The organism is Enterobacter sp. BIDMC 26 (genome assembly GCF_000534435.1).
GTDB lineage: Bacteria > Pseudomonadota > Gammaproteobacteria > Enterobacterales > Enterobacteriaceae > Enterobacter > Enterobacter ludwigii.
This window is the reverse complement of the sequence record NZ_KI973182.1, coordinates 1,470,890-1,497,114: the sequence shown is the minus strand read 5'-3', so window position 1 is coordinate 1,497,114 and position 26,225 is coordinate 1,470,890. Positions and strand designations below refer to the sequence as shown.

General features: G+C 54.5%; 21 protein-coding genes. 12 read left to right on the top strand and 9 right to left on the bottom strand.

The window, feature by feature from the left end; genetic code table 11:
* Positions 1-66 precede the first annotated feature (66 nt).
* Together L462_RS16225 and L462_RS16230 are read right to left on the bottom strand one after the other, a co-directional pair.
* The gene (locus L462_RS16225) at positions 67-810 is read right to left on the bottom strand and encodes a 5'-nucleotidase, lipoprotein e(P4) family (RefSeq protein ID WP_020884117.1); all 744 of its coding nucleotides are present in this window, start codon (positions 808-810) and stop codon (positions 67-69) included.
* A gap of 178 nt (positions 811-988) precedes the next feature.
* Complete coding sequence (locus tag L462_RS16230) at positions 989-1,516, bottom strand: GNAT family N-acetyltransferase (protein WP_020884118.1); 528 nt, start codon at positions 1,514-1,516, stop codon at positions 989-991.
* A gap of 132 nt (positions 1,517-1,648) precedes the next feature.
* Here L462_RS16230 and treZ point away from each other — a divergent pair, with 132 nt between their 5' ends.
* Genes treZ through glgX form a run of 3 tightly spaced genes read left to right on the top strand, consistent with a single transcriptional unit; the run spans position 1,649 to position 7,993 of the window.
* Positions 1,649-3,436 (top strand): malto-oligosyltrehalose trehalohydrolase, encoded by a 1,788-nt coding sequence (gene treZ / locus L462_RS16235; protein WP_032678175.1) that lies wholly within the window; start codon positions 1,649-1,651, stop codon positions 3,434-3,436.
* Positions 3,433-5,901, top strand: a complete 2,469-nt coding sequence (treY, locus tag L462_RS16240; protein ID WP_032678174.1) for a malto-oligosyltrehalose synthase — start codon at positions 3,433-3,435, stop codon at positions 5,899-5,901. The genes treZ and treY overlap by 4 nt, the downstream gene beginning before the upstream one ends.
* Before the next feature lie 16 nt (positions 5,902-5,917).
* Positions 5,918-7,993 (top strand): glycogen debranching protein GlgX, encoded by a 2,076-nt coding sequence (gene glgX / locus L462_RS16245; protein ID WP_032678173.1) that lies wholly within the window; start codon positions 5,918-5,920, stop codon positions 7,991-7,993.
* On the opposite strand, the gene L462_RS16250 is transcribed toward glgX, so the two are convergent.
* Positions 7,994-8,542, bottom strand: a complete 549-nt coding sequence (locus L462_RS16250) for a winged helix DNA-binding protein (RefSeq protein ID WP_014170092.1) — start codon at positions 8,540-8,542, stop codon at positions 7,994-7,996.
* 245 nt (positions 8,543-8,787) lie between these two features.
* On the opposite strand from L462_RS16250, the gene L462_RS16255 reads away from it, so the two are divergent.
* Genes L462_RS16255 through L462_RS16265 form a run of 3 tightly spaced genes read left to right on the top strand, consistent with a single transcriptional unit; the run spans position 8,788 to position 11,515 of the window.
* A complete protein-coding gene (locus L462_RS16255) occupies positions 8,788-9,510 on the top strand; it encodes a DUF969 domain-containing protein (RefSeq protein ID WP_014170091.1) in 723 nt (240 codons plus the stop codon).
* The gene (locus L462_RS16260; RefSeq protein ID WP_014170090.1) at positions 9,507-10,493 is read left to right on the top strand and encodes a DUF979 domain-containing protein; all 987 of its coding nucleotides are present in this window, start codon (positions 9,507-9,509) and stop codon (positions 10,491-10,493) included. The genes L462_RS16255 and L462_RS16260 overlap by 4 nt, the downstream gene beginning before the upstream one ends.
* 26 nt (positions 10,494-10,519) lie before the next feature.
* Positions 10,520-11,515 carry a DUF2891 domain-containing protein gene (locus L462_RS16265; RefSeq protein WP_032678172.1) on the top strand — a complete coding sequence of 332 codons (996 nt, stop codon included), beginning with the start codon at positions 10,520-10,522 and terminating at the stop codon, positions 11,513-11,515.
* Positions 11,516-11,550: 35 nt separating this feature from the next.
* On the opposite strand, the gene L462_RS16270 is transcribed toward L462_RS16265, so the two are convergent.
* On the bottom strand, positions 11,551-12,960 hold the full coding sequence (locus L462_RS16270) for an MFS transporter (protein ID WP_032678170.1): 1,410 nt from the start codon (positions 12,958-12,960) through the stop codon (positions 11,551-11,553).
* Positions 12,961-13,076: 116 nt separating this feature from the next.
* Here L462_RS16270 and L462_RS16275 point away from each other — a divergent pair, with 116 nt between their 5' ends.
* Complete coding sequence (locus L462_RS16275; RefSeq protein WP_032678169.1) at positions 13,077-14,000, top strand: LysR family transcriptional regulator; 924 nt, start codon at positions 13,077-13,079, stop codon at positions 13,998-14,000.
* Here the strand turns inward: L462_RS16275 and L462_RS16280 are convergent.
* A complete protein-coding gene (locus L462_RS16280) occupies positions 13,987-15,447 on the bottom strand; it encodes a Cu(+)/Ag(+) sensor histidine kinase (protein WP_032678168.1) in 1,461 nt (486 codons plus the stop codon). The genes L462_RS16275 and L462_RS16280 overlap by 14 nt on opposite strands.
* On the bottom strand, positions 15,437-16,120 hold the full coding sequence (gene silR / locus L462_RS16285; protein WP_032670366.1) for a copper/silver response regulator transcription factor SilR: 684 nt from the start codon (positions 16,118-16,120) through the stop codon (positions 15,437-15,439). Before silR ends, L462_RS16280 begins: the two co-directional genes overlap by 11 nt.
* A gap of 190 nt (positions 16,121-16,310) precedes the next feature.
* Between silR and L462_RS16290 the strand changes: the two genes are divergently transcribed.
* The 5 genes from L462_RS16290 (at position 16,311) to L462_RS16310 (ending at position 23,008) form a co-directional block, all read left to right on the top strand.
* Positions 16,311-17,696 (top strand): efflux transporter outer membrane subunit, encoded by a 1,386-nt coding sequence (locus tag L462_RS16290; RefSeq protein WP_025204174.1) that lies wholly within the window; start codon positions 16,311-16,313, stop codon positions 17,694-17,696.
* Between the two features lie 33 nt (positions 17,697-17,729).
* Positions 17,730-18,071: a cation efflux system protein CusF gene (gene cusF, locus L462_RS16295; protein ID WP_032678167.1), complete on the top strand. Its 342-nt coding sequence runs from the start codon at positions 17,730-17,732 to the stop codon at positions 18,069-18,071.
* An 11-nt stretch (positions 18,072-18,082) separates the two neighbouring features.
* Positions 18,083-19,333 (top strand): efflux RND transporter periplasmic adaptor subunit, encoded by a 1,251-nt coding sequence (locus tag L462_RS16300; RefSeq protein ID WP_032678166.1) that lies wholly within the window; start codon positions 18,083-18,085, stop codon positions 19,331-19,333.
* 10 nt (positions 19,334-19,343) lie between these two features.
* The gene (gene silA, locus L462_RS16305; protein WP_032678165.1) at positions 19,344-22,478 is read left to right on the top strand and encodes a Cu(+)/Ag(+) efflux RND transporter permease subunit SilA; all 3,135 of its coding nucleotides are present in this window, start codon (positions 19,344-19,346) and stop codon (positions 22,476-22,478) included.
* A gap of 221 nt (positions 22,479-22,699) precedes the next feature.
* On the top strand, positions 22,700-23,008 hold the full coding sequence (locus L462_RS16310; RefSeq protein ID WP_032678164.1) for a hypothetical protein: 309 nt from the start codon (positions 22,700-22,702) through the stop codon (positions 23,006-23,008).
* Between the two features lie 155 nt (positions 23,009-23,163).
* Here the strand turns inward: L462_RS16310 and L462_RS16315 are convergent, their stop codons facing one another.
* The 3 genes from L462_RS16315 to L462_RS16325 all read right to left on the bottom strand — a co-directional run bounded on the left by L462_RS16315 (position 23,164) and on the right by L462_RS16325 (position 26,224).
* Complete coding sequence (locus L462_RS16315) at positions 23,164-24,366, bottom strand: serine hydrolase domain-containing protein (protein ID WP_032679683.1); 1,203 nt, start codon at positions 24,364-24,366, stop codon at positions 23,164-23,166.
* Between the two features lie 77 nt (positions 24,367-24,443).
* On the bottom strand, positions 24,444-25,175 hold the full coding sequence (locus L462_RS16320; RefSeq protein WP_032678163.1) for a putative quinol monooxygenase: 732 nt from the start codon (positions 25,173-25,175) through the stop codon (positions 24,444-24,446).
* 29 nt (positions 25,176-25,204) lie between these two features.
* Positions 25,205-26,224, bottom strand: a complete 1,020-nt coding sequence (locus tag L462_RS16325; RefSeq protein ID WP_032678162.1) for an aldo/keto reductase — start codon at positions 26,222-26,224, stop codon at positions 25,205-25,207.
* Between the last annotated feature and the right edge of the window lies 1 nt (position 26,225).

Genomic DNA, 26,225 nt, shown 5'->3' with positions numbered 1-26,225 from the left:
TAAACGGGATGGATAGGTCGGGTCAAATGTCGGGTGGCAGCAATGTGCCACCCGGCAAGCCAGACGTTATTGCTTCAGCGGGGCTTTCCAGCCTTCAAGCGTGGCTTTTGACCACGAGCCATACGCGGCATTGGGGAGTACGATCCAGTCACTGCCAAAGCGATCGGCGCTGGCCTCAACGAGTTCACGCTGCGCTTCGCTCGGCTTTTTGTTTTTAAATTGCGCGGCGAAATCAGGCAGGCTGTCACCGAAGAGCATGATTATCTGCTGTTTCTTCAGGATGCTCTGGCGGCGGGCTTCTTTACTGACCGTATCGAGCAGAACGCTATCCTCTGAAACCTGCGGTAAGCCAAGGGATTTTAACGTATTGAGCGTATCTGCTTTGTTTTCCTGCATGCGGTCAGATACATAATAAATACGGACCTTACTTTGATTCACGCGATCAAGAAACGCCTTCGCGCCAGGAATTAATCCCGGTTTTCCCTGTTTTTCCCAGTCACTCCAGGTGTCCCATTTCGTGTAGTCGTGGCACTGTTCGGCATCACGCGCCAGTAACGGAGTGTTATCCAGCACCGTTTCATCAAGATCCATCACAACGGCATAGTTCTCAGGCGCAGTCAGCCCTTTTATTTTTTCGTTAAAACGCTCGGTGGCGAAACGATAGGTCTGCAGCTGTAGTGCCATAATTTCTGCCGATTTCTGTTGGTAGCGCAGCGCCATCTCATACGCTTTCGGCTCACAGATTTCGTGGTCGGCTGCCGTGGCGGTCGCGCTCAAAACAGGTAATGCCAGCAGTAATGCCTTAGCCATTGAATTCACTCTTCTTTCCTTAACGTCATTGTCAAAATCATGTAAGCGTATTGAAATTAAGTGACAGAAAAATGAAGGGAGGCAGGTGAGTCATATTCTGACGCACATTCCCTTGCGCGCCGGGTGGATAATTTTCAGACTAATCGCTTTCGTCCGCCAATATCCGTTAGAGCCAGGGTCAGATCAGCATGTAATACCAGAACAGGGCGATTTCGTCTTTTTCCGGTAATGCGTTGTAGAGGAAACGATCGTATCCGCCTAACGTAAAGCCATAATGACGGTAGAACAGGCAGGCAGAAACATTCACATTCTGGGTTTCGAGCCTTAATCCAGCCGCGTTGACGCTTCGCGCCCACACGTGTGCGGCCGCCATCAATTTTTGCGCCGCGCCAGCTCTGCGTTTCGTGCGCTCAACGGCAATATAGTCAACGGCGATAAATTTATTCCAGCTCATTGACGCGGTGATAAAACCGGCAATTTCTCCCTCATCTGTTTCGGCCACAAGAAATATGGCATCCGGATTAACGCAATGATTTTCAAGGGTCTGCATATCGAGCTCATACGTTTTACGATAAGGCACGGCGACAGCGTCGATATGCAAATCACAATGTATAAAAGGCTCCCGCGCAACGTGACTGACGGTGAATGAAAAGTCACAGCATTCAAGACGTGCGAGGTCGGTATTTAATCCTTTTCGAATCTGCATGGTATTCCTTGTGGCGAATATTTTTATAAATAATAGATGAAGCCATTAAAACCGCTGGCGTAACACTCTTTTGATCCTGAACTAAGCTTGTACTTCATTCCGCGTAAAATGTGGGTCATTCGAGGACAATGAATGGAATTCAGGACATTTCAAAAACACTGGGGTGCTGAGTTTATTTCCAATGACGTTGTACGTTTTCGCGTCTGGGCAGAAGGACAGAAAGAACTTACGCTACGTCTGGCAGAAAACGACTTGCCAATGACGGCGGTCGGCAGCGGCTGGTTCCAGATTGACGTCCCCGGCGTCACGCACGGCACAGAATATCAGTATGTTTTGCAGGACGGCATGGCCATACCCGATCCGGCGTCGCGCGCCCAGGCTGGGGATGTTAACGGTCCCTCGGTTGTCATCGATGCCAGACGGTATCCGCCCGGCAACCGGGAGTGGGCAGGGCGACCGTGGGAAGACACGGTGATTTACGAGTTGCACATCGGCACCTTTACCCCGGAGGGCACCTTCCGGGCCGCCATTGAAAAACTGCCTTACCTGGCTGAACTTGGCATTACCCAGATTGAAGTCATGCCCGTCTCACAGTTTGGCGGATCGCGCGGCTGGGGATATGACGGGGTATTGCTGTATGCACCGCACTCTGCCTATGGCACGCCAGAAGATTTCCACGCCTTTATCGATGCTGCGCATGGGCTTGGGCTTTCTGTCGTGCTGGATATTGTGCTTAACCACTTCGGTCCGGAAGGGAATTATCTGCCTGTGCTGTCACCCGCGTTTTTCGACGCGGAACGGATGACGCCCTGGGGCAACGGGATTGCTTACGAGGCTGAACCGGTCAGACAATACATTACCGAAGCCCCGCTGTTCTGGCTGACGGAATACCATCTTGATGGGTTACGGTTTGATGCCATCGACCAGATTGAAGACGCATCGGATAAACATATCCTGCAGGAGATTGCCGAACGCATTCGCGAGGCTATCCCCGGGCGGCAGATCCATCTCACCACCGAAGACAGCCGTAACGTTATCTTCCTGCATCCGCGCGACGCACACGGTGCGACCCCGCTTTTTACCGCGGAGTGGAACGATGACTTTCACAATGCCGCGCATGTCTTTGCCACCGGCGAAACGCATGCGTACTACCAGGATTTTGCCTTTGAACCGGAGAAAAAACTCGCCCGTGCGCTGACAGAAGGTTTTGTCTATCAGGGCGAGGTTTCTCTCCAGACCGGCAAATCGCGCGGCGTGGAATGTCACACGCAGCCGCCACAGTTTTTTGTCGATTTTATTCAAAACCACGATCAAACCGGCAACCGCGCTCAGGGAGAGAGACTGATCGCCCTCGCGGGGGCCGATAAAACACGGGTGTTGCTTGCTGCACTGCTGCTTTCGCCCCATATTCCGCTGCTGTTTATGGGGGAAGAGTTTGGTGAAACCAATCCGTTTTTGTTCTTTACCGATTTTCACGGTGAGCTTGCCAAAGCAGTGCGAGAAGGGCGCGCAAAAGAGTTTACCGGCCATGCCGGGCACGATGCGTCCGTCCCCGATCCGAATGACGTGAAGACCTTTATTCGCTCCAAAATTGACTGGAATAAGGTCGCCACCGATGACGGTAAAACGTGGCTTCGCTTCACGCGAACGCTGCTGACGTTGCGCCATCGTCATATCGTTCCGTTACTGCGAAAGGGCGTCACGGTGGAGGGCAAGGTCATCAGGACGGCACCCGGCATGATTGCAGTGAGCTGGCGATTCCCGACCGGAACGTTGTCTCTGGCGTTCAATACCGGCAATAAGGCTGTTGATGTGCCTGCACTGGCAGGAGAAACGCTCTTTAACTGGCCGGAGGTGAACGAGGTGTTACCGACGAACAGTATTGTTGTTCGCTTTGCTGATGGAGAAGCATCGTTATGATCCCTTCCGCGACCTACCGTATTCAGTTCCGCAACGGCATGACGTTTGACCGTGTCGTGGAACTGGTGCCGTATATGAAAGATCTCGGCATCAGCCATCTTTACGCGTCACCTGTGTTCACCGCCACGACCGACTCTACCCACGGCTATGACGTGACCGACCCGAATGAAATTGACCCCGCCATTGGCGGACGAGAAGGATTCGACCGTATGGCGGCCGCGCTCAGGCAGGCGGGAATGGGCTTGATACTGGATATTGTGCCTAACCACATGTCGACCTCGCTGGAGAATCACTGGTGGCGAGACGTGATTGAGCATGGCAAACAGAGCCGCTACGCACGCTATTTCGATATTGACTGGTCACGGCCGCTTACGCTGCCGTTTCTGGGCGACACCTTTGAGGCGGAGCTTGAGAAGGGCGCCATCACTGTAAAACGTGACCCTGTCACGGACAAGGCAGCGCTGGTCTACTACGACACCGCCTATCCTCTTAACCCGGGGACCTTTGTGAAGGGTAAAAGCATTGCGGCGCTGCATGAGGCCCAGAGCTGGAGGCTGATGTCCTGGCGTGAAGCCCCGAAACAGCTCTCGTGGCGGCGTTTCTTTGAAATCACCGGCCTGGTGGGCGTGCGGGTTGAAGACGCGTCGGTATTTAGTGATACACACCGATTGATCCTTGAACTGGTTCATTCTGGCGTCGTTGACGGTCTGCGCATTGACCATATCGACGGTCTGGCCGATCCGCTGGGCTATCTGCAGCGTCTGCGCCAGGCAACCGGACCGGCCTGTTATATCACGGTTGAAAAAATTCTCGCCAAAGGGGAACAGCTGCCCGTCGAATGGCCAGTCTCTGGCACCACGGGGTACGAGTTTATTGCCTCGCTGGCGGAAGTTCTGGTGGACGACAGCCGCCTTGACCGCCTGGAGAAAATCCATGACGACACGCTCGGGGAAACCGTTGATCGGTTTGCAGCGTTACGGGATGCCAAAGGGCTGATGACCGATCGCAATTTCGAGGGCGAATTCACTACCCTGTTAACTATCGCCACCGATCTTGCCCGACGCAATGCGGTTGAACTGCAACCCGATGAGATCCACCATGCGTTGCGCGAGCTGCTGATCGCGTTTCCGGTGTATCGGACCTACGGCACCCGTGAAGGATTAACCGCCTCTGACGTGGCGCTGCTCAATCGCGTTGTCGCAAGCGTTAACACCTCTGAAGCGGCCCTGAGCCTGATCGTATGCATTCTTACCGGCGATCTTCCTGAAAATTGCCACGACGACGCGGCACGTTTCAGAACCCGCTTCCAGCAACTCACCGGGCCACTGATGGCGAAATCCGTGGAAGATACGCTGTTCTTTCGCCATAACCTGGAGCTGGCGCTTAACGAAGTGGGGGCAGACCCGACGCCGCGCGCCTTTTCGCTATCGCGTTTTCATCAGGAAATGCGCATCCGCCTTGCCCGTCAGCCTGACGCCTTACTCGGGACATCCACCCATGACACGAAGCGCGGTGAAGATGCCCGGGCACGCCTCTATACCCTGACGGAAGCGCCGGAACAGTGGGGCGAAAATCTGGCCCGCTGGCGGCAGATGAATCAAACCCAGGTGCGTTTTCTGAGCGACGGTACCGCGCCGAACGCTGCCGATACCTGGATGATTTATCAGGCTCTGGCCGGCGTCTGGCCCGCCACGCTGTCACCTGACGATGTCGACGGGCTGAAATCACTCGAAGAGCGCTTCCTCGGCTTCCTGGAGAAAGCGCTGCGCGAAGCCAAACAACGCACAGACTGGATAGACAGCAACGAAAGCTATGAGAGCGTGGTGCTGAGCTATGCCCGGCATCTGCTTTCACCGGACAACACCCTGTTCCTGAAGGATTTCAGTGAGGCGATGCAGCCCTTTATCCGTGCCGGGCTGATGAACAGCCTCAGCCAAACGGTGATCAAACTTACCGCACCCGGGGTACCGGACATCTATCAGGGCTGCGAAGCGCTTAACTTTAGCCTTGTCGACCCGGATAACCGACGGGAACCGGATTTCCCCGCGCTGGTGCGCCACCTCAGCACGGCGGATGCCGGGGTGTTTGCCCGCCCGGAATGCTGGCGAGACGGGAGCGTTAAGCAATATGTCACCGCCACGCTGTTACGGCTTCGTCCGCATTATGCCGCGCTATTCCATTACGGTGACTGGCTGCCGCTGAAGGTGAGCGGCGAGCGGGCGGAGAACCTGATTGTTTATGCACGCGTGAAAGACGAGGAGGCGCTGATTGTTGCCGTGCCGCGGCTGGTCTTCGACGTGACGACCCATGAAGCACTGTGGGCCAATACCACTATTGCTATACCCGATGCGCTGGCAGGAAAACGCTACCGGGATCTGTTCACCGGTGAAAGCCGGGTTCTGCAAGAGACGCTGGATGTAACGTCTGAAACGGGATGCTTAATGGTTCTGCTTACCTGCGAATGATCGTGGAGAACAAAAAATGCCAAAGGATAATACGTTTGAAATTCGGGCCGGTCATGGCCAGCAGCAAGGCGCAAATTATGACGGGAAGGGGGTCAACTTTGCGCTGTTTTCAGCACATGCGGAGCGGGTTGAGCTCTGTCTGTTTGACCCTTCAGGAAAAACCGAAATCGCCCGGCTGGAGCTACCGGAATATACCCATGAAGTGTGGCACGGCTATGTGCCGGATCTGAAGCCTGGCGCGCTGTACGGCTATCGTGTTTACGGCCCGTATGACCCGGAAAACGGGCATCGCTTCAACCCCAATAAACTGCTTATCGATCCGTATGCCCGTGAACTGGTGGGCGATATCGACTGGAACGACGCCCATTTCGGCTATGAGCTGGGTCATGACGATCTCGACCTCAGTTTTGATACCCGCGACAGCGCGCCGTTCACGCCAAAATGCAAGGTCATCGACCCCAATGCTTTTGACTGGCAGGACGATAACCGGCCAACCATTCCGTGGCCGAATACCGTTGTGTATGAGAGCCACGTGAAGGGCTTTACCCAGCTTAACCCGGCGATCCCGCCTGAACTGCGCGGTACATTTGAAGGGATGGGACACAAAGCCTCGGTCGATTACATCAAAAGCCTTGGCATCACCTCGGTTGAACTGCTGCCGGTTCACTGGTTCCCGGACGATCAACACCTGCTCGACAGGGGGCTGAAAAACTTCTGGGGCTACAACACGCTCGGCTTCTTTGCGCCGGCGTCACGCTATTACGGTCCGGCGGGGATCCAGGGTTTTCGCGATATGGTGCGCGCCTACCATGACGCAGGCATCGAGGTGATCCTCGATGTTGTCTATAACCACACGGCAGAAGGCAATGAGCTCGGCCCAACGCTGTCGTTTAAGGGCATCGATAACTTCAGCTATTACCGTACCTTACCCGATCAACACCGGTATTACATTAACGACACCGGCACGGGGAATACGGTGAATACCTCCCACCCGAGAGTGCTGCAGATGGTGATGGATTCGCTGCGCTACTGGGCCGAATCGATGCATATTGACGGTTTCCGTTTCGACCTCGGGACAATTCTGGGCCGTGAGCCCGAAGGCTTTGATCCACGCGGTGGCTTTTTCGATGCCGTCACGCAGGATCCGGTGTTATCCCGTCTGAAGCTGATTGGTGAGCCCTGGGATATCGGCCCTGGCGGTTATCAGGTCGGCGGCTTCCCGCCGGGCTGGGGGGAGTGGAACGACAAATACCGCGATACCGTACGTGAGTACTGGAAGGGCGATAACGTGTCTAACGACTTCGCCGCGCGTCTGCTCGGTTCCGGTGACTTGTACGACCTGCGCGGACGCCGTCCGTGGGCCAGCATCAACTTTATCACCGCTCACGACGGCTTTACGTTGAATGACCTGGTGTCTTACAACGAAAAGCATAATGCCGACAATGGTGAAGACAATAACGACGGGCATAACGATAACCGGTCGTATAACTACGGAGAGGAAGGGCCGACAGAGAATCCGGATATTATCGCTACCCGGGAGCGGCAAAAGCGTAATTTCCTCACCACGCTGTTGTTCTCTCATGGCACGCCAATGCTGCTGGCCGGGGACGAGTTTGGCCGTACGCAAAAGGGCAACAATAACGGGTATTGCCAGGACAGCGAGATCTCCTGGATCGACTGGAAGGGGTTATCGGAAAACGACACCGCCCTGCGCGACTTTACCCGCCATCTGATTGCCCTTCGCGCGAAACAGCCGTTGCTGCGGCGTGAAAGCTGGCGCGACGGGCTTGAGATCCGCTGGTTTAACGCCGGCGGCGGCCCGCAGCAGGATGAGCAGTGGGATGAAGGTTCCACCCTCGGCGTATCCATCAGCAGACCGGACCTCAGACAGGAGCCGGGCCTCTGGCACGATGTGCTGATGCTGTTTAACCCGTTTGAAGGCACCGTGCCGTTCCAGATCCCCCAGTTTGGCGAAGGAGGCTGGGTACTGGAACTCTCCACGGCGGATGGCGTTGTCCCCGAGACGGTCATCACCAAAGCCGTGGAATACAATCTGGCCGGACGAAGTATTTCGCTTTTCAGACGCCCTTAACTACAGTGATGCCGCCGCCCGCGCGGCGGTGTCATACAGGGAAGATATGGTCCGGAGCAGCTGCGCGGTGTCACCAATAGACGCTCCGGAAATCCCGCTCTCCGCATGGATATTGATCAGGCACGCTTCCCGCACGTCGCGGTATTTCATGCATAGCGCTTTCCCTTCCTCCGTCGTTGAGAAATAGAGCTCTTTTCCGGCTTTTTCACTCGTCACGTAGCCCGCCTTTACCAGCTTCTTCAGTGCATACGTCACCACATGGGTATCTTCCACGTTCAGGACAAAACAGATGTCGGCCAGCTTTTTCTTGCGATCGCGGTGGTTCACGTGATGCAGAAGCGAGACATCAAAAGCGCCCATATCTGGCTCACCGGCTGCGGTCATGCAGCGCACCATCCATTTGTTAAACGCGTTGCTGGTCATGATCAACGCGTACTCCAGCTCTGATAATTCCGCGCAACGTTCCGATACCAGATGGCGAGAGGACACGATACGGCCATCGGTTATATCGTCGTGATTTGATGATCCAGCACTCTTCTTTGCAGTCATAACGTTCCTTACGGGGGGGTGACGTTGGCCCGGAAATGTAAACTCATCGATAAAATAAGAACATTTTATTGATAAATTGTTTACATGTTTTTGTGGTTCAGATATAGCTTTTTAGTGCAGGTTCTGCGGAGCCTGACGCAAAACACAACATCGCGCGCCGCACTGCATCCCGCTTCGCCATGATGCGAAGTATTAAAAAAATAGCCGCCGGCGCGCAACGCTCACTTTGGATAGGGTAAACGTTTATGGACGGTTCGACACTGTTGCCGCTCATCGGTATACCGGTGGTGGTTATTGGTTTTGCTCTGCGTTTCAACCCGCTACTGGTGGTTGTGGTGGCGGGGCTGGCTACCGGACTGCTGGTTGGCATGGATTTTGGGATGTTGCTGGAGACCTTTGGCGAGAAGTTCGTCAACAGTCGTTCCCTGGCGACCTTTATTCTGATCCTGCCGGTTATTGGCCTGCTGGAATATTACGGGTTGAAAGAGCGGGCGCAGGCGTGGGTGGCAAAGATTGCCAGCGCCACCTCGGCACGTATTCTGATGCTCTATTTTGTGGCGCGTGAAGGGACGGCCGCGCTGGGATTGATGTCGCTGGGTGGGCATGCTCAGACCGTTCGTCCGCTGCTGGCACCGATGGCCGAAGGCGCAGCGCTCAATGAGTATGGCGAACTGCCGCAACATATCCGGGACAAGATCAAAGCGCATGCCGCGGCGTGCGACAACATCGCGGTTTTCTTTGGCGAAGATATTTTTATCGCGTTTGGCGCGGTGCTGCTGATCGACGCTTTCCTGAAAGAGAATGGGATACAGGGCATTGAACCGTTGCATATCGGTCTGTGGGCCATTCCGACCGCCATCGCGGCATTGATTATTCATATGACGCGCCTGTTGCGTCTGGATGCCAGCATCCGTCGTGACGTTATGTCCTGGCGCGCTGAGCAGGGTACTCAGGAGATCGCGCCATGATGACCCTGATCACCATTAACCGCGTGTATTATCTGATCGGATTTGTCGTGATGCTGCTGGTCGTGATGACCCTGCGCGATCGCGCGAATCCTAAACGTTTTACCACCGCGCTGTTCTGGTTCCTGTTCGGCGGGATCTTCCTGTTTGGCGACCTGATGGTGCAGGAGCTGGGCAAATCCCTTGCTTATCGAATCATCGGCGGCTGCGTCATTGTGATTGCTCTGCTGGCAGGCTTTGGTCTGGTCGGCAAAGGGCACTATAAAATGGCTACCGATGCCGAGCGCGAAGCCTCGTCAACGCGGCTGAAAAACTGGCTTTTCCTGCCTGCGCTGATGATCCCGGTGGTTACGGTGATCGGGACATTATTCCTGAAAGGGGTGTCGATAGGGGGCGTATTCCTTCTTGACCAGAAACAGCTCACGCTGGCGGCACTGTGCGTCGCCTGTGTGGCGGCGATCCTGACCGGCTGGTGGCTGACAAAAGGCACGCCCTTGCAGGCTATTCGCCAGTCCCGGCGCCTGGTCGACACCATTGGCTGGGCGGTGATTTTGCCACAGATGCTGGCCATGCTGGGCGGGGTATTTGTGGTGGCGAACACCGGCGAGTCAGTCCAGAAGGTCGTAAGCCTGTTTGTGAACCCCGATAGCCGGTTCATGCTGGTGGTGATTTACTGCGTGGGCATGGCGCTTTTCACCATGATCATGGGCAACGCCTTCGCGGCATTCCCGGTGCTCAGCGCCGGTATCGCCTTGCCGTTCCTGATTAACGTTCACCATGGTAACCCGGCACCGCTGCTGGCGATTGGCATGTACGCGGGCTATTGCGGCACGCTGATGACGCCGATGGCGGCCAACTTTAATATCGTCCCGGCCGCGCTGCTGGAGCTTAAAGATAAGTACCAGGTGATCAAGATCCAGATCCCAACGGCGTTAACCCTGCTGGTGGTCAACGTGTTCTTAATGTATTTCCTCGTTTTTCGCTAAGCGCGGCAACGATCTAAGGAGCTGATATGGAATTAACGCAACACCAGGCCGACGCGTTTGCCCGCATGCCTTTGACCTATTTACGCCAGGAATATCCGAACCACATTATGCACCTGCTTAATGATGACGGTGATGTCCTGCCACCTCGCGAACTGCATCCCATTTTTTATGGCTGCTTCGACTGGCACTCGGCGGTGCACGGCTACTGGCTGCTGCTGCGCTGCGTGCGGCTTTACCCTGAACTGTCGTGCCGGGATGAAATTGTCGCCCTGTTTGATGAACACTTCACGCAGGAGAAGGTGGCGAAAGAGCTGGCCTATTTCAATGCACCGTTTCGCGCCTCGTTCGAGCGCCCTTATGGCTACGGCTGGCTTCTGGCGCTGGCACAGGAGCTGAAGCAATCCGCGTTACCTCAGGCCGCCAGCTGGTATCAGACACTGCAGCCGTTAACGCAGGACATTCGCGACAGGCTGGTGGATTACCTCTGCAAGCTCACCTATCCGATCCGTGTCGGTACGCATTACAACACCGCTTTTGCGCTGGCGCTGGGGATTGATTACGCCCGTGCAGTGCAGGATAACACCCTTGAACAGGCTATTCTGACGGCGGCGACGCGCTTTTATCTGGCTGACACGCATTACCCGGCTCACTATGAACCGGGTGGTGATGAGTACATTTCCGGCGCGCTGACGGAAGCGCTGTTGATGAGTAAGGTGGCGGAGCATTTCCCGGCGTGGTTTGACGCCTTTCTTCCTGATGTGGGGTCTGTTTTGGCCCTGATGCACCCGGCAGAAGTGAGCGATCGTACCGACCCGAAAATTGCCCATCTGGATGGGTTAAACCTCAGCCGCGCCTGGTGCATGAAGCATATTGCCCGCGCGCTGCCGGATAACCATCCGGGACAACAGGCGCTGCGCGAGGCAGTCAACCGACATCTGACGGCAAGCGTCGAGCATGTGGTGGGAAGCCACTACAGCGGTGGACACTGGCTGGCGAGTTTTGCGCTGCTGGCGCTGGAGTAAATCACAGGTGCAGCGCGTTATGCGCTGCACCGTGTTTATGCCGTAGCCTGACGCGTGGCGCGCAGCCGGCTCACGCTAAACACGACAGAAACCGCCGAAGCAATGACCGCAATCCACAGTGAATAATGAACGGCCCGATCGTCAAAAGCCGGCTGATTCTGCGTTGTGGCCAGCAGAACGCCGACCACGGCAGCCCCCAGGCATTGTCCAAACGTCCGCACGATAGCCAGTACGCCGGATGCGTAGCTGGCATACTCCCGCACCACGTTAGAGAGCATTTCCCGGTTATTGGGACTCTGAAAACAGCCAAAACCAATCCCGCACACCAGGCTTCGCAGGCAGATATTCCATGCGGAAGGGCTGGCGGGCAGTGTCGCGAGCAGGATCAACCCCACCACAAACACGAATAGCCCAAGGGTAGATATCAGCGGGGCTGAAATTGTGTCTGCCCAGCGGCCCGCATGCGGCGCAATCAGTACGATGCCTATCGGCCAGGGCGTGAACAGCAGCGCGGAGACCACCGGACTGTAGCCGTACACGCTCTGAAACAGGAACGGCAGGGCGATAAAGGTGATGCCCTGGCTCACAAACGAGGCCAGCGACGTGAGCGCGGCGAGCGTAAAGCGTCCGTTGTGGAAAATAACGGGAGGCAGTATGGGGCTTCGGGCGCGGCGAATATGCCAGACAAAGGTGATGGCGCTAATCGTGGCGAGCAGCGCCCAGCTGATGGCCTCGTGGCTGATGTGGTGCGAAGCACGCTGGAAACTGTTGGCCGTCATGATCATCGCCCCCAACAGGACCGCGGAGAGCAGTGCCCCCGGGGCATCGAACGGAGAGGGATCTGAAGCCGGTTGTCGTGGTAAGGCCTTCCAGGCCAACAGCAGGGCAATCGTTCCGGGAACAAGGTTAATGGCGAATAACCACTGCCAGCGCAGTACGTCCAGGATCGTCCCGCCCAGTACGGGTGCAATGGCCGTGCTGGAGGCGATAAGCAGGGCGTGCAGTCCCAGAATGCGGCCAAGCAGTCGACCGGGGAAGACGGCACGCAGTATCGCCGGGGCAATACTCAGTGTGGCCGCCCCGCCAATCCCCTGCAATATCCGCATCCCGATCAGCATGTCCGGGGTGCGGGCCAGCGCGCAGCCGAGCGAGGTGAGTGTAAAGACGGCAAGTCCGGTCAGAAACACCGGGCGGTAGCCAACGCGGGCCGCAAGGGCGGCGAAGATGGCCAGAGTCATGGCCGCGGACAACAGATACCCATTGGCGAACCAGACGGCCACATTCGCGGGCACCTGCATCGCGCTGGCCATCGAAGGCAAGGCGATGTTGATCATGGTGCCATCAAAAACTCCCATCAGCGTGGTGGTCATTACCGCGGCCATCACCCGGGCGCGTTCATGGCGGGGCAATCCTTCGTCGCCGGGCTGGTTTGAAAATAGCGTCATCGTCGTAACTCCGGAAAGAATGTTGATGACGAAACTATAATCATGGGATATACAAGGCGGAAGACGCAGCAGTTGCACTGTTCAGTTGCATACAACGCCTTATCTGAGGATGCATCATGTCCGATCCGGATTTTAATTTGCTTGTCGCCCTCGACGTCCTGCTGGCCGAAGCCAGCGTGGCGGGTGCTGCGCGGCGTTTAAACCTGAGTACGTCAGCCATGAGCCGTACCCTGAGCCGGCTGCGAGAGGTGACCGGCGACCCGATCCTGGTGCGGGCAGGGCGTAATATGGTGCTGACGCCCTGGGCCGAGGCCACCCGGGAGCGAGCCCGAGGCGCCGTGTATGAGGCTAGAGCCGTACTGCAGCCCTCCACTGAAACGCTGAAGGTGGAAAACCTCGAGCGGCTGTTCACCATCAGAGCCAATGATGGTTTTGTGGTCGCATTTGGCCCATTGCTGATTGCCGCCGTGGCCGAAGCTGCGCCCGATGTGTGTATTCGGTTCTCGCCGAAGCCTGAGAAAACGTCACGCTATCTGCGGGAAGGGCTGGTTGACCTGGAAATTGGCGTGCAGAGCAACATGGGACCTGAAATACGCCTGCAGCGATTATTTCAGGATCGGTTCATTGCCGCGGTGCGTAAGGGACATCCGCTGGCGGCACACCCCACGATCAGCCTTCACGATTATGTTTCCTGGGGCCACGTGGTTGCCGCGCCCGACGGATCGCTACACGGCTTTGTCGACGATGCGCTGGCAGAAGTGGGGATGAAGCGCAAAATTGCCAGCGTCGTGCCCGGTTTCCCGACGGCGTTATCCGTGGCGCTGGCGTCCGATCTGATCGCCATGGTTCCGGCATTGTATCTGCTGAACCAGCCGATGGCGCAGAGTGTGCATGTCTTTGAACTGCCGTTTAAAACCCGAACCATTACGGTATCGCAGATGTGGCACCCGCGAATGGAAAGGGATCCGGGACACCGCTGGCTGAGAGAGAAAGTGCTGGACGTGTGTCGGGCTGTGCAGCAACCACTCAGTGCTGAGTAACCCGCTTAGGCACGGACAAGATAAAGCGTGTCGACTGAGCATCCGATTCGACGCGGACTTTGCCATGATGCGCGGTGACAATTGACTTCACAATGGCAAGACCAATCCCGCTGCCTTCGCCTTTTCGCTGCCTGGAAGGATCCACCCGGTAAAAACGGTCAAACAGCCTGGGTAGATGTTCTTGCGGGACAGGTTTCCCGGGGTTGGCAATCATCAGCTCAAAATCGTTTTCCCGTTCGTCGATTGAGACGGTCACCGTCTTGCCTTCCGGCGTATAGCGCAGGGCATTGGATAACAGGTTGTTGATTGCGCGTCTGAACATCTGCGGATCGCCTTCGATCAGGCAGGGCATCCCGTGAAACGTCAGCGTGATATGGCGTTCTTCCGCCCAGGCCTCGAAGAAATCAAAGACTTTAATGACCTCCGCGCTTAAATCAAACATCACCCTGTCCGGGATCAGCTGATTATTATCCGCCTGCGCCAGGAACAGCATATCGCTGACCATCCGGGTCATACGGTTATACTCTTCAAGGCTTGAGTAGAGAATATCTTCCAGCTCTTTCGGCGTCCGGTTCTGGCTGAGTGCGATCTCAGTCTGGGTCACCAGATTGGTGATGGGGGTTCTGATTTCGTGGGCGATATCGGCAGAAAAATTCGCCTGGCGGGTGAACACATCTTCAATCTTTTCAATCATATGGTTGAACGAAATCACCAGTTGCTCCAGTTCAACCGGAACGCGCGACGGTTCCAGCCTCACATCGAGATTTTCAGAGGTGATATTTTTAATGGCATTGCTGACGTTACGCAGCGGCAGGTGTCCCTGACGGACCGCGATTCGAATGATAAGAATAATCAGCAGGCTGATCACCACGGCAATCGCAATCAGGTTCTTTTTCAGCGCATCGAGGTAATGGAGATGGAAATTAATAGAAAGCCCGATCAGCATAACGTAATTCTGCGCTTTTCCCTGCAGCGTTGCCGTGCCTGACGAGGCGATAATCCGGTACGTGTCACTTTTCATCTCAGCGCCGGAATGACTCTGCAGGGTGGGGGCATCTACCGTCCAGAGAAACACATCCCGTGCCCGGCTGTGCGTGCTGAATGCCGCCGTGTTCACGGCAGGGCGTAACGCTGCCCCCTGCGCCGTACTGAACAACACCTCCCCACGCGCGTCGAGAAGCAGAACCGCAACGTTACGATAGCTGGCAATTGACTCTTTGATTTTACTGATTTTCTTCTCGTCCGGATCTGCCGGGGACTGCAGGATACGGTGCATCGCGGTACTGATTTGCTGCAGATCGTTGATATCCTGCTCGGCGAAATGCTTTTCAACGGAGTGCAGCATAAACCAGGTGAAGGCGAAAAATGCCAGTATCGTGGAGAGGCTGATAAAAAACGTCAGCCTCAGGGCTAATGAAAAAGGGCGTCCGGGTAATTTAACGCGCATCCGGTGCCTCCAGCATGTACCCCACGCCGCGGACCGTCTGGATCAACTTCGGCTCATAATCATTGTCTATTTTCGCGCGAAGCCGTTTGACGGCGACATCAATCGCGTTGGTGTCGCTGTCAAAATTCATGTCCCAGACCTGGGATGCAATCAGGGAGCGGGGCAGCACTTCCCCCTGGTGTCGCATAAAAAACTCCAGCAGGCTGAACTCTTTGCTGGTCAGCAGGATGCGGTTGCCCGCGCGGCTCACCTTTCTGGACACGAGATCAATCATCAGATCAGCCACCTGAAACTGGCTTTCCGTGATCACCGTATTGCCCCGTCGCAGAAGCGTCCTGACGCGGGCGAGAAGCTCCGCAAAGGCAAAGGGTTTGATCAGGTAATCATCCGCGCCCAGTTCAAGACCCTTCACCCGGTGTTCAATAGTGCCAAGGGCTGAGAGTAACAGAACCGGCATTCCCTTCCCGGCAGAACGTAGCATGCGGATGATATCCCAGCCGTTCACGTCGGGAAGCATGATATCCAGAATCAGGAGGTCATACTCGGCGGTCATGGCGAGATGATATCCGGTCAGGCCATTGTCAGCGTGGTCCACCACAAACCCCGCCTCAGTCAGCCCCTTGCTGAGGTACTCCCCGGTTTTTATCTCGTCTTCGACGATCAGTATTTTCATGTTGCTCCCCTGACTGGCTGCTCTGGACATTCTAGAGAGCCTCAAACCGTTATCAATGACTTACGTTAAGAATGACAACATTGTCATTATCCTGTCACCAGGCAAACAGGAAGCACGCTGTAGAGTAACCCTGGTAATACTCTGGACTTCATTTGAAACATTTACCAGGTCTGCCTGGACGAGAAGCGTGATGTGCACATTAAAACGACTTAGCATTAGCACAATATTTTTCCTGGCAGGCTGCGTCTCGCTGGCACCAGAATATGCGCGTCCGCCAGCACCGGTTCCGCAGCAGTTCTCGTTATCCCGTAATAGCCTCACGCCGGTGGTGGCGGGGTATCACGACAGCGGATGGCGTAGCTTTTTTACCGATCCTCAGGTCGCAGCACTGATCGCCGAAGCCCTGAATAACAACCGTGATTTAAAAATGGCCGCCCTTAAGGTTGAAGAAGCGCGCGCGCAGTTCAACGTGACGGATGCCGACCGGTATCCGCAGCTGAATGCCTCGTCAGGTGTGACCTACAGCGGTGGGCTGAAAACGGACAAGCCGACCACACAGCAGTACGACGCAGGGTTGAACCTCAGTTACGAACTCGATTTCTTCGGCAAACTCAGGAATATGAGTGATGCTGACAGACAGAACTATTTTGCCAGCGAGGAGGCCCGCCGTGCCGTGCATATCCTGCTCGTCTCCAGCGTGTCGCAGAGCTATTTCAGCCAGCAGCTGGCCTACAAACAACGTCGTATTGCCCGCGATACGCTAAAAAACTATCAACAATCCTGGGCTTTTGTTGAACAACAGCTGGTAACGGGCAGCACCAACGTTCTGGCACTTGAACAGGCCCGGGGGCAGATTGAAAGTACCCGTGCAGAAATAGCGAAAAGAGAAGGCGAGCTGGCTCAGGCCAATAATGCCCTGCAGCAGGTTCTGGGAACCTATCGCGCGCTGCCGGCAGAGAAAGGAGGCAGCGTCGATGAGATTTCTCCCGTCAAACTGCCGCCTCGTCTGCCGTCAGAAATATTGCTTCAGCGCCCGGACATTATGGAAGCGGAGTATCAACTGAAAGCGGCTGATGCCAATATTGGCGCGGCGCGTGCCGCTTTTTTCCCGTCTATTACGCTAACCAGCGGGCTTTCAGCAAGCAGTACGGAATTATCCAGCCTCTTCACCGCAGGAAGCGGGATGTGGAATTTTATTCCGAAAATTGACATTCCTGTTTTTAATGCCGGAAGGAATAAAGCCAATCTCAAACTGGCTGAAATTCGCCAGCAGCAGTCAATCGTCAATTACGAACAAAAAATTCAGGCGGCTTTTAAACAGGTCGCCGACGCGCTCGCATTGCGGGACAGCATCAGTCAGCAACTCGACGCCCAGCAACGTTATCTTGATTCGCTACACATCACCCTGCAGCGAGCCAGAGGTTTATATTCCAGTGGCGCGGTCAGTTACATTGAAGTGCTTGATGCCGAACGTTCTCTTTTTGCAACACAACAAACCATTCTCGACCTTATCTATTCCCGACAGGTGAATGAAATTAACTTATTCACCGCGCTGGGTGGCGGTTGGGTTGAGTAATTTCTTTTAATTACTCCATCAGGAAATCAAAAAATGAACAGTTTATTTAACGCGGTCGTACTGGGCGCACTCTCCGTTATATTTTCTGCAGGCCTGCATGCTGAAACACATCAGCACGGGGAGATGAGCACAGCAGCACAAGCCACGCCAGAGCAGGTCATCGCGGGAACCGGCGTGGTGAAAGCGATTGATCTGAGCACTAAAAAAATCACTATCGCGCACGATGCTATTCCAGCGATTGGTTGGCCCGCCATGACCATGCGTTTCACCTTTGTCCAGGCAGACGAAACTATTCTCGCCTTAAAAGCCGGCAGCCACGTTAATTTTACGTTTGTTCAGCAGGGCAATATCTCTTTACTCAAGAGCATTAAATAGCGAGAAAAAGCATGGCCTCTTTAAGAATAAATTTTGCTGCCGTCACCCTCGGCAGCCTTATTGCAGGAGGGCTGATTTCAGTTATCGCCTGGCAGTCTGTGCATTCCGCAGAAAAAACAGAACAGACCACGACGGAGAGAAAGGTACTTTTCTGGTATGACCCGATGAAGCCGGATACCCGGTTTGATAAACCCGGCAAGTCTCCGTTTATGGATATGGATCTGGTGCCGAAATATGCCGATGAAAATGACGAAAAAAGCAGTGAGGGTATTCGTATTGATCCGACGCAGGTTCAGAACCTGGGACTCAAAACGCAGAAAGTGACGCGGGGAGCGCTGAATTACGCCCAGACCATACCGGCCAACGTCAGTTATAACGAATATCAGTTTGTCATTGTGCAGGCGCGTTCTGAGGGTTTCGTTGAGAGAGTGTACCCACTGACCGTGGGCGATCATGTTAAAAAAGGGACACCGCTTATCGATATCACCATTCCGGAATGGGTAGAAGCGCAAAGCGAGTTCCTGTTGTTATCGGGTACCGGCGGAACCCCAACCCAGATAAAAGGTGTTCTGGAGCGACTACGTCTTGCCGGCATGCCGGAAGAGGATGTTCAACGACTGCGTGCGACCCGGAGTATCCAGACCCGTTTTACTATCAAGGCCCCCATAGATGGCGTGATTACGGCGTTTAACCTGCGCACGGGCATGAACATTACCAAAGATAACGTGGTGGCACAGATTCAGGGGATGGATCCGGTCTGGATCAGTGCGGCCGTGCCGGAATCCATTGCGTATCTTCTCAAAGACAGCTCGCAGTTTGAAATTTCAGTGCCCGCGTATCCGGATAAATCGTTTGCCGTTGAAAAATGGAACATTCTCCCCAGCGTGGATCAAACTACCCGCACGCTGCAGGTCCGTTTGCAGGTCTCCAACCAAGACGAAAGCCTGAAACCCGGCATGAACGCCTACCTGAAACTGAACGCCAGGAGCCAGGAGATGCTGCTGATCCCATCCCAGGCCGTGATTGATACGGGCAAAGAACAGCGGGTGATTGTGGTCGATGCGGAAGGGCGTTTTGTGCCGAAAAGCATTCATGTTCTGCATGAATCTCAGCAGCAGTCCGCGATTGGCAGCGGACTGAGCGAAGGCGATTCTGTCGTGGTCAGCGGTCTGTTCCTGATTGACTCCGAAGCCAATATTAGCGGTGCATTGGAGCGCATGCGTCATCCTGAAAAAACTGACGACGCGCATTCGGGCCATTAAGGAGACGATGATGATTGAATGGATTATCCGGCGCTCCGTCGCCAACCGTTTCCTGGTGATGATGGGCGCTTTGTTTCTCAGCGTCTGGGGAACATGGACTATCATCAATACCCCTGTCGATGCATTGCCCGATCTGTCTGATGTGCAGGTGATCATTAAAACCAGCTATCCCGGTCAGGCTCCGCAGATTGTTGAAAATCAGGTCACGTATCCGCTCACGACAACCATGCTGTCGGTACCCGGCGCAAAGACCGTGCGTGGTTTTTCCCAGTTTGGCGACTCCTATGTGTACGTCATTTTTGAAGACGGTACTGACCTGTACTGGGCCCGCTCGCGCGTTCTGGAATACCTGAACCAGGTTCAGGGCAAATTGCCTGCCGGTGTAAGCTCAGAAATAGGACCAGATGCCACCGGTGTCGGCTGGATATTTGAATATGCCCTGGTGGATCACAGTGGAAAACACGATCTTGCAGAACTGCGTTCCCTTCAGGACTGGTTCCTGAAATTCGAACTGAAAACCATCCCTAACGTCGCGGAGGTTGCGTCAGTAGGCGGCGTGGTTAAGCAGTATCAGATTCAGGTTAACCCGTTGAAGCTGGCGCAGTACGGTGTCACGCTGCCCGACGTTAAACAGGCTCTCGAATCATCTAACCAGGAAGCAGGGGGATCATCCATTGAAATGGCGGAAGCGGAGTACATGGTCCGCGCCAGCGGTTACCTTCAGTCCATTGATGATTTCAATAATATCGTCCTGAAAACGGGCGAGAACGGCGTGCCAGTTTATCTGCGCGATGTGGCCCGCGTGCAAACGGGCCCGGAAATGCGGCGCGGCATTGCAGAGCTTAACGGCCAGGGTGAAGTTGCTGGCGGCGTCGTGATCCTGCGCTCGGGGAAAAACGCACGTGAAGTTATTACCGCAGTGAAAGACAAACTGGAGACGCTGAAAGCCAGCCTGCCAGAGGGTGTCGAGGTGGTGACCACCTACGATCGCAGCCAGTTAATTGACCGCGCCATTGATAACCTGAGTAACAAACTCCTTGAAGAGTTTATCGTGGTGGCCATCGTCTGTGCGCTGTTCCTCTGGCATATCCGCTCTGCGCTGGTGGCGATCGTTTCTCTGCCGCTTGGCCTGTGCATTGCCTTTATCGTCATGCATTTCCAGGGGCTAAACGCCAATATTATGTCTCTGGGCGGGATTGCCATTGCCGTGGGGGCGATGGTGGATGCCGCCATTGTGATGATTGAAAATGCGCATAAACGGCTGGAAGAGTGGGATCATCAACACCCTGAGGAGCAGATAGACAACGCAACCCGCTGGAAGGTCATTACCGATGCGTCCGTTGAAGTGGGCCCGGCGCTGTTTATCAGCCTGCTGATCATCACCTTGTCGTTCATCCCCATTTTCACGCTTGAGGGACAGGAAGGGCGCCTGTTTGGGCCGCTGGCCTTCACGAAGACGTATGCCATGGCGGGCGCGGCCGCGCTGGCGATCATCGTCATTCCTATACTGATGGGGTTCTGGATCAGAGGGAAAATCCCCGCGGAGACCAGCAACCCGCTGAACCGACTGCTGATTAATGCCTATCACCCGTTATTGCTTCGCGTGCTCCACTGGCCGAAAACGACCTTGCTGGTTGCGGCGTTAACTATTTTTACGGTCATATGGCCGCTGAGTCAGGTCGGGGGGGAATTTCTGCCAAAGATCAATGAGGGCGATCTGCTGTATATGCCTTCAACGTTACCTGGCGTATCGCCGGCGGAGGCTGCCGCGCTCTTGCAGACGACAGACAAATTAATCAAAACCGTCCCTGAAGTGGCGTCCGTATTTGGTAAGACCGGTAAGGCCGAAACGGCGACCGACTCCGCGCCACTGGAAATGGTCGAAACCACCCTTCAGCTCAAACCTGAAGATCAGTGGCGACCAGGAATGACGATTGACAAGATCGTTGATGAGCTGGATAAGACCGTGCGTTTGCCCGGCCTGGCTAACCTCTGGGTACCGCCGATCCGTAACCGTATAGATATGCTCTCCACCGGCATTAAAAGCCCAATCGGTATCAAGGTGTCTGGCACCGTTTTGTCTGATATTGATGTCACGGCACAACGTATCGAAGCGGTGGCCAAAACCGTGCCGGGCGTGGTTTCAGCACTGGCAGAACGTCTGGAAGGCGGACGCTACATCGACGTGGATATCAACCGCGAGAAAGCATCCCGATACGGCATGACGGTGGGTGATGTGCAGCTGTTTGTCTCATCAGCCATCGGTGGCGCAACAACCGGCGAGACGGTTGAGGGCGTAGCCCGTTACCCGATCAATATCCGCTACCCTCAGGATTACCGAAACAGCCCACAGGCACTGAAACAGATGCCCATTCTGACGCCCATGAAACAGCAAATTACCCTGGGCGATGTCGCTGATATTCGTGTCGTTTCCGGACCTACCATGCTGAAAACGGAAAATGCCCGTCCTGCCAGCTGGATTTATATTGATGCCCGTGGCAGGGATATGGTGTCGGTTGTAAACGACATTAAAACCGCTATCAGCCAGCACGTAAAATTAAGACCGGGCACCAGTGTCTCTTTCTCCGGACAGTTTGAATTGCTGGAGCACGCCAATAAAAAACTGAAACTGATGGTGCCAATGACGGTAATGATCATATTCATTTTGTTATATCTGGCATTCCGTCGTGTTGATGAGGCACTGCTTATTCTGATGAGTCTGCCATTCGCCCTAGTCGGCGGAATTTGGTTCCTGTACTGGCAGGGCTTCCATATGTCCGTGGCGACCGGAACCGGCTTTATTGCCCTGGCCGGGGTGGCAGCAGAGTTTGGCGTGGTGATGCTGATGTACTTGCGTCATGCCATTGAAGCCCATCCGGCGCTTGCCCAGCGGGAAACCTTTACCGCGGAAGGGCTCGATGAAGCCCTTTATCAGGGGGCGGTACTCCGCGTGAGACCGAAAGCAATGACCGTAGCGGTTATCATTGCCGGTCTGTTGCCCATCCTCTGGGGAACCGGTGCGGGCTCAGAAGTCATGAGCCGGATAGCCGCGCCGATGATTGGAGGAATGATTACGGCTCCGCTGTTATCCCTGTTCATTATTCCGGCCGCCTACAAATTAATCTGGCTGCGAAGACATAAATAAACGCGCGACGATATTAAAAGGACACGCTGGAGTGTCCTTTTTTATGCGTATGGGGCAGGGCGTTATTCCCCGTATGGCCCAGTGACAGAAATGTCATCAGCCCGTCACGGGATAAACAGAGGTCGGTTTTTATAATCAATGATAATTCAGACGCCGATGCATTTATCTCTGACTTTTCATTCAGCGATATTGCAGAGCATGTAAACTTAGGAGATTCGACCATGAAAAAGATCCTGTTATCCATTGTCACCATTATGGCTGTCACCTCATCTGGCTGGGCAGCAGAAACGATCAACATGCACGACCAGGTTAATAACGCTCAGGCAACTGCGCATCAAACCATGGCTGAGATGCACAAGAAAATGCTCAAAGCTGGCCCCTGTAATACTCCCGAATCGGCAAAGTCTTTCTCTGCGATGAATGAGCATGAGAAGGCCGCCGTTGTGCATGAAACGGCGAACAATGGGCAGTCTTCTGTTATTCACCAGCAACAGGCAGAGAAACATCGCCGTATGAATCAGGCGAATTAACTGGCGCGTGGTGGATGTCACGGGTATACGCTCCTCGAGTGAGGGGCGTTTTCAGCATCTTTTAGAAGTTCTTCTAAGGATGCAGCCACCGCTGAGCAGTATCATGCCGATACGGAGAAGCGCTGCAGTTGGTTTGCAGGCATGACCAGGCGAGGTTACAGCGCGCGAGAATGTTCTTCTTTATGGCTATCGTTCTTCGCCATATCCATCAATAGTGCGATACCAATATAGTTACTCCAGTTAAATGCATTTTGAAGCACGACTACCGCATTGCCTTTTTGTTTATCGAAACCGATAAAGCTTGAGTAGCCGCCAATATAGCCTACCTGATAAGTAATTTTTTCCAGACCGATAAAGTCGGTGGTCCAGGCAATGCCCTGTACACCGTCGGGGCGTTGAATATCGGTATTACTGACTTCAGCAAAGACGCTATCCAATAAGCGATTGTCGGTTGTCGCCACGTGATAGCGAGCATACGCGGCCAGATCTTCGGCGTTACTGTATAAACTCGCTGCCGCTACCATGTTGTTGGAAAAATGCCAGTCGGGCGTCAGCTGCCCGCGCGGGATGAATTTGGGCTGATCGCCAGCATGGCCAAGCGCACGCTGCGGGTATCCCTTTAACGTCTGGGGAGTAAAACTACTGTTAGCCATTTGCAGCGGTTGAAAAATATAGCGCGAGGCTAAACTCTGAATATCTTCGCCGGTTTTGTGTTTCAGGATATAGCCGATCAGGGCATAGCCGGTATTAGAGTATTGCGGCATTTTATGCTGCGGTGCATGCCAGTTGGCTAAATAGCGCAATACGTTATCGCTATCCAGTTCGCCATAAAAGTTATCGCCACTGCTTAAATAGCTGATGAATTTTCCCAGCATCGGAACATCCATATTCTGACGGGGCAGGCCAGAGGTGTGGGTCACCAGTTCCAGTAGAGTAATTTTTTGTGCATCTGCGCTTAAGGGCGTACCCGTTGGCAGCAATGTCGCCAGGTTATCGTCCCAACTCAGCCTTCCTTCGTTCACCAGACAAGCCACCACTTCCGCCGTAATCCCTTTGCTGAGCGAACCGAGGGCAAACAAGGTATTGGACCCGATCGGGTAGCGATTGGCCGCATCGGTTACGCCCCAACTGTAAAACTGCGGAGAACCGTAATTATGGATCACCGCAACCGTCATCCCGGGAACGGATTTTTGCGCCATATAGTGACGGACCACGCTATCAACGTCGCCGTCCAGCGATTTATGGGTGAGGAGTTCCTGTGTTCCTGCCGGGGAGGACATTTGCGAGAGGGTGCCACAACCGATCAGTGACGGGATAACAAGCAGAAGCCAGCGAAAATGTTGAGTTATGTTCTGCATACCTGTCATGTGTGGTAGTCATTAGAGCGCCCGGAATGTATCACACCTGGCCTGCGTAAACGCCATTTTTCTACGCTTTAGCCGCCAGGGGCGATTTCTGCGGTTATCCCGCCTTTATTACGCAGAAATAGTGGTTTGACAGGAATAGACGTTTTACGAGTACTCATGTGCGCCGTTTGCTTTAGATAATCCCTAAAGTGCGGCGTCTGTCTGTGGAGTTGATAATCTTCCTCACTGGCGTAAATCTCATAGAAATACCAGCGGTGGGGATCATCTACGTCTGTCGCGGCATACATGGCAAGCACACCTTTTTCAATGTTGAGCGACTGAGCCATTTCAGGAAGGACAATGTTTTTGAATTCGGTCTGATATTCCGGCTTCACCTCGACTACCACCAGATTATTGATGGTCCGCCCATCGGGTATGATGTGTTTGTCCCCTGTAAATTGCGGCACCAGTGTGATTTTCAGCTTCCGATCAATCATATCAGGTGCTTGAGTAACAAACGCTTTGTATGGAGAGGCATCCAGATGTTTGCGGTAGGCCAACTCGCTTGCATAAAGCTCAACCATATATGCCTGACGCGCATTGTCACTGCGTTTCAGCGCGTACATCGCCAGCGTGCCCACTTCATGATCAACCGAAGCGGTGATTGTTTGCCTGGCAACCTCATCAAAATGCCTGTCCCGATCGGGCGTGATGCTTATCTCAACGATATTCATCACGGGCGTATCCTGTGTGCCCTGACTTTCTGCAAAGGCAGGACTGCTTATTAGCAGGTAAGTTAAAAACATGAGACTCTTTTTCATGATGATCCTTTTTCTAAACCAGAGACAGGCTACCGCGTCCAGACCTGCTTAACGTCTTTGGTATGCGGCGTATTTTGCGCCATAACCCCCGTCAGAAAGTGGGGCTGATAGCATTCTTCCAGATAGCGGATCGCCTCCGGACTCAGCTGCAGGCTCACGGCGTTTACTGCACCTTCGACATGACGTTTTTGCGTGGCACCGACAATAGGTGAGGTGACCCTGGTCAGTAACCAAGCGAGAGATATTTCCGTCATGGATACCTGATACTGTTCGGCAAGCTCGGCAACGCGCTCGATAATGATCCGATCTTGTTCTGCCGTCCGGTCATACTTCCCGCGGGCGTAGTCATCCTCGACGGCTCGCCGCGTGTGGCCTTCTTTACGGGAGAGACGGCCGCTTGCCAGCGCACTATAGGGCGTCAACGCAATCCCATCCTCAGCGCATAAACCGAAGAGTTCACGTTCATCTTCACGCATAATCAGGTTGTAGTGACTCTGCATGGAAACAAAGGGCGTCAGTCCTTCGCGTTCTGCAAGCGCGTTCGCCTTAGCCAGCTGCCAGGCGTAGCAGTTTGAGATCCCTATAGCGCGCACCTTGCCGGCAGTAACGGCGGCATGCAGCGCTTCAAGCACCTCGAGAACGGGCGTGTTGTAATCCCAGATGTGGTAAACGTAGAGGTCTATGTAGTCCATACCCAGATTTTGCAGACTCAGATCCAGCGAGCGGGCTATTGCCTGTTTTCCGCTGATCCCCTCGGCAATTTGCGCGGGCGTCCGCGGCAGAAACTTTGTAGCCAGCACCACATCATCGCGCTTCGCCATGTCACGCAATGCCCGGCCAACAAACCGTTCACTCGAACCGTTCTGGTAGGCGATGGCGGTATCGTAAAAATTGATGCCCTGTTCAAGGCCGTAGCGAATGATGTGCCGGCTTTCCGTTTCGTCCAGCGTCCAGCGATGCTGGCCTGTCAACGGATCGCCAAACCCCATGCATCCCATGCAGATGCGAGAGACAAGTAAGTCACTTTTACCGAGCCGGGTATACTGCATC